Annotated in this window: 5 protein-coding genes; all 5 read right to left on the minus strand. The window is 59.3% G+C overall.

Annotated elements, in window-relative coordinates; all coding sequences use genetic code 11:
* Positions 1–457: ABC transporter permease subunit (locus tag B2W96_RS03110; protein ID WP_414692957.1), on the minus strand; the 457-nt coding region annotated here is incomplete at its 3' end.
* A 10-nt stretch (positions 458–467) separates the two neighbouring features.
* A complete protein-coding gene (locus tag B2W96_RS03115; protein WP_293008454.1) occupies positions 468–1,358 on the minus strand; it encodes a branched-chain amino acid ABC transporter permease in 891 nt (296 codons plus the stop codon).
* Between the two features lie 188 nt (positions 1,359–1,546).
* Complete coding sequence (locus tag B2W96_RS03120) at positions 1,547–2,743, minus strand: ABC transporter substrate-binding protein (protein ID WP_293008456.1); 1,197 nt, start codon at positions 2,741–2,743, stop codon at positions 1,547–1,549.
* Between the two features lie 150 nt (positions 2,744–2,893).
* Positions 2,894–3,175, minus strand: coding sequence for a hypothetical protein (locus B2W96_RS03125; RefSeq protein ID WP_293008458.1), 282 nt, complete (start codon positions 3,173–3,175; stop codon positions 2,894–2,896).
* A 298-nt stretch (positions 3,176–3,473) separates the two neighbouring features.
* Positions 3,474–4,919 carry a M20 family metallopeptidase gene (locus B2W96_RS03130; protein ID WP_293008460.1) on the minus strand — a complete coding sequence of 482 codons (1,446 nt, stop codon included), beginning with the start codon at positions 4,917–4,919 and terminating at the stop codon, positions 3,474–3,476.
* Positions 4,920–5,017: the final 98 nt, after the last annotated feature.

Consider the following 5,017-nt stretch of genomic DNA (forward strand, 5'->3'; position numbering starts at 1 on the left):
CCACATACACGCAGTTCATGATATTTTTAATGATTTCGCCAAAGGCCAGCGTCACGATGGCCAGATAGTCGCCCCGGAGCCGCAGCACCGGCACCACAACAATCAGGCTCACCAATCCCGCCGCCGCGCCGCCCACGGCCATGGCCACGGCCAGACGCACGGGTCCCGCGGTAATTGTACCTTCCAGCGCCGCAGCAGCAATGACGGCGGTGAACGCACCCACGCTCATAAAGCCCGCGTGGCCAAGGCTCAACTCGCCCATCACGCCCACCGTCAGATTCAAAGACACCGCCATGACGATATACGCGCACACGGGCACCAGCATTCCCCTCATGGAAGAGGTCAGCGCCCCGCCGGAAAGCATTCCCTGCATCAGGGCATACACCAAGATCACCATGGCGTAAGTGATGAAGCTGGAGCGGGTGGAGGGGGCCATGCGTTTCAGTTTTGTAGTCATCCCTCTCACCTCAAACCTTCTCGCGGAGCTGCCTGCCCAAAAGCCCCGTGGGCCGCACCAGCAGCACGACAATCAGCACGCCGAACACGATGGCGTCGGACAGCTCGGTAGAAATATAGGCCCGGGCAAAAATTTCGATGATCCCCAGCAGCAGTCCGCCAAGCAGCGCCCCGGGAATGGAACCAATCCCGCCGAACACGGCGGCGGTAAACGCCTTGATTCCGGGCATGGAGCCGGTGGTGGGAATCAGGGTGGGATAGGTGGAACACATCAATACCCCCGCCACGGCGGCAAGTCCCGAGCCGATGGCGAAGGTCATGGAAATGGTGAAATTCACATCGATACCCATGAGCTGCGCCGCACCCTTATCCTCGGACACAGCCCGCATGGCCTTGCCCATTTTGGTGCGTCCGGTAAACGCGGTCAGCGCCAGCATAATCACAAGGCACGCCGCCATCGTAATCATGGACACATAGGCAATGTTCAACTGCCCGTCAAACAGGGACACGCCCCGCTTCCCGCCAAATGTAAAGAAATTTGGGAAAATCTTCGTGTCGGAGCCCCACAGCAGCAGCGCCGCGTTCTGAAGAAAATAGCTCACGCCGATGGCGGTGATCAGCACCGCAAGCGAAGGGGCGGAGCGCAGCGGCTTATACGCCAGCCGCTCCACCGCAATGCCCAGCAGCGTGCATCCGGTAATCGCCAGCAGCACGGCGGCCACCGGGTGCCAGCCCAGAGAGGACGCTGTGATAAAGCATAAATAGCCGCCCACCATAATCACGTCGCCATGGGCGAAGTTCAGCATTTTTGCAATGCCGTAAACCATGGTGTAGCCCAGAGCAATAATGGCGTAAATACTGCCCAGGCCAATGCCGCCAATCAGATTGGAGAGAATCGTCATAGCAAGAGATACCTGCCTTCCAAAATTTAAAGCGCCGCCGCGCCGGAATCGGCGCGAGACTGCCCTCTGCGTTCTGGTCAGGAGGTCCCGGCCCGCCGTGGCGGGCCGTATCCTCCCGGCCGGAACGGCGGAAACCGGGAGGCCCCCCAGAAGGGGCCTTCCAGTTCTCGCATCCGTGAAGCCGAAAATTACATGGTCACGTAAGCGCCGCTCTCAACCTTCACCACCATGGGGGCCTTGGACACTTCGCCGTTGGTGCCCCAGGTCATGCCGGTGCCGGTCAGGCCGTCCACGCTGAAGTCGGAGGCGGTGAACGCGGCGACCATGGCCTCGCACACATCCTCGTGGCTCATCTCGGCGGTCACGCCGGCCTTCTGGCAGGCGGCATAGATGGCGTAGATGCAGTCATAGCCGTCGGCGGCAAACTGGTTGGGCGTCTCGCTGTAGGCCGCCTCATACTTGGCGACGAAATCGGTGGAGGCTGCGTCGGAAGCGTTGAAGGGAGTCATCAGCATCAGGCCTTCGGCGATAGAGGTGTCAAAGCCCTCCATGGCAAGGATGCCGTCCATACCGTCGCCGCCGAAGAAGATGGGGGAATAGCCCATGCTCTTGGCCTGATTCAGCACCAGAGAGGCGGGAGTGTAGTAGATGGGCATGAACACCATCTCGGCGCCTTTGTTCTTCGCGTCGGAAAGCTGGACGGAGAAATCGGTGTTGGTGTCGTCAGGGAAGGTAGTGGTGGAGACAACCTCCAACCCCTTGGCCTGAGCTTCGGCTGCAAAGGCGGTGGCGATGCCGGTAGAATAGGCGTCGCCGTTGTTATAGAGGACGGCAACCTTCTTGGCAAGGGCCTTTTCCGCCACATAGTCAGCGGCGGTGACGCCCTGACCGGGGTCTGTGAAGCAGATCTGGAACACGTTGTCCTTGCCCTTGGTCACGTCTGTGGAGGAAGCAGAGGGAGTGAGCTGGAAATAACGGTCGGCATAGGTTTCAGCCGCCACGTTGACACAGGAGCCGGTGGTGGTGCAGCCGTAGAGAAGCTGCATGCCCCAGTCCTGAAGCGTGTGATAGGCGTTGACACCCTTCTCGGGGTCGGCTTCGTCGTCCTGGAAGTTCATCTCAAACTGCATTCCGCCCAGCGCGTTGATTTCATCCAGCGCGATCTGCGCGCCGTTGCGGGTGGCGATTCCGTAAGTAGCGGCTCCGCCGGTGAGAGGTCCGATGCCGCCGATCTTGATGGCGGCGGGCGCTGCATCGGTGCCGGAGCCGGAGGCACTGCCGCCGGACGCGGCGGGCGCGGAGGTTCCGCCGTTGCTGCCGCAGCCGGCGAGGGCAGCCATCATGGCAGCCGCGAGGACAAAGCTCAAAACTTTCTTCTTTTTCATCGTTACAATCTCCTTTAAAATCGTTATTCGCGGTGGTTCCACAGCGGGGTGAGGACCGACGGCCGTCCGGTCCGCTTCCCGCCTCGAACGCTCAGTTTATACAAAAAAGCGGCTACGCTCCAAGAGCGCAGCCGCTTTTCGTAACGAAAATTATGCGGTGACACGTCTCCTGCGCCTATTCACTTTCTCCATAATCAGCAGCCCTACCAGTACCAGTACCAATACCAGAATCGCCAGCAACAGGCCTACTACCAGAATGGTGCTAATCAGGCTGACGACAATAATGGCAATAATAATAATGGACGCCGCAATAACGGCGTCCAGAAGGGCAACAATGTTCATATTGGAGGCAGAATCAGTGCAGGGGAAAGAAGCCTCTGCACAATTGGCAGACGCGGTCATGTTCGTATGAAAACGATTGGTAAACATCATAACCGTCAGGCTCCTTTCTAAGAGTTTTTCAATTTCCCCGCTATGGGGGCTCAAATGGGTTGGTCTTATTGTAGCGGCGCAACCCGCGAATGTCAACCGGCAAAACGACAGCAGTTTTCATAAATCAAGCGTTAAAAAACCAAAGTATATAGGACGTTTATAACAAAAAACGCTTTTTTGACTGCAAATTTGTCATACCTCACAGGCGTTGTCTGCTGAGCCGAAGCCACTCTTTTTCGCCGTTTTCGCCGTTGGAAAAGCCCGGCCTTTGGCCGGGCTTTTTCAAAAACCAGCGCGCTTAATCCGGCACGGTGGGCACGGCTCCGGCGGGAATCGGGCAGGTATACCCCTCCTCCGTGCGGCGGAGAAATTCCGCTTTGGCCTCCTCCAGAATTTCCGGACCGTTCAGAAGGTCGATGGCAGCGGCACACAGCACCTTCCCCGCGTGGATGGCGGCCTTGTGGCCGATGGCGGTTCTGTCGCAGGAGACATTTTGCCAGCTATGGCCCGGGCAGCCATTGGGCCACGCAGCCACATGAATCTGCGCCGTGGGACACTGCCAGCTCACATCCCCCACATCGGTGGAGCCGGGTTTAAATGCCTCTCCCTGATACAAGGGCAGGAGAAATTCATTCATTGCTCCGCCATTTTCATTACGCATAGTTTTCACACCTTCGGCATATTCCGAATTGTAATCACATCCGATGCCCGGAAGGTAATCCGCACCGCCGTAGGTTTTGGCCAAGGCATCGGCAAAGGCCCGTTCCTCCTCTGTGTGAACAGGAACACCCAAGTCGGCAAAGTTTTCATACAACAGCTTTTCCAGCGTGTGATTGGTCACGGTGTCAGCAAGCCCGTCGATAAACGTGCGTTCAAAGGTGGTGTCGGTCATCAGCGCCGCGCCCTCGGCAATGCGGTCCACCCGTTTTTGCAGCGCAACCGCCTCGGAGACATGGTTGGAGCGGACCATGTACAGCACCGTCGCCCGGGGCTGGACCACGTTGGGGCTGCGTCCTCCCGCATCGGTGATGGCATAGTGGACCCGGGCCTTGTCACTCATGTGCTCCCGCAGAAACTGGACGCCAATGTTCATCAGTTCCACCGCGTCCAGCGCGCTGCGGCCCTGCTCCGGGCTTCCCGCCGCGTGGGACGCCACGCCGGTAAAGCGGTACTGCACCTGAATGCAGGAGTTTGAGGACCCGGTGGCCACCTCGTTCCGGTCCTCCGGATGCCAAGTCAGCGCCGCGTCCAGCCCGCGCCAGAGCTCGTCTCGGGCCATAAACGCCTTTGCCGCGCCGCCCTCCTCGCCCGGGCAGCCATACAGCACCACGGTGCCGGGACGCTTCGTCTCCTCCAGATAGGCCTTCACGCCAATGGCGGCGGCCATGGCCCCGGCGCCCAACAAATTGTGTCCGCAGCCGTGCCCGAAGCCGCCGGGAATCAGCTCCTCCCGATCAAGGCTCCCCCCCTTCTGGGACAGGCCGGACAGCGCATCGTACTCCGCCAGAATCCCGATGATGGGCCGCCCCGCGCCAAAGGACGCGGAAAAGGCCGTGGGGATATTGCAAATTCCCTTTTCCACGGCAAAGCCCTCGTTTTCCAGTACCTCGCAGTACAGCGCGGCGGACCGCTCCTCCTGCAAGGACAGCTCTGCAAACTCCCAGATGGAGTCCGCCGTCCGGGTAATCAGCTCCGCTTTTTCGTCAATAGCGGAAACCGCCTTTTGCTTTTCATTGCCGATCATATCATCGCTCCTTTTCCACGGGGCCGCAGCGCCGCCCCGTTTTATTTTTAAGCCGCCCTAGTCCACTCCGCAAGAAGTGCTCATAACGGCAACGCCCC

This window comes from Oscillibacter sp. UBA6647, from assembly GCA_002455655.1.
In the GTDB taxonomy this organism is placed as follows: Bacteria; Bacillota; Clostridia; order Oscillospirales; family Oscillospiraceae; genus Oscillibacter.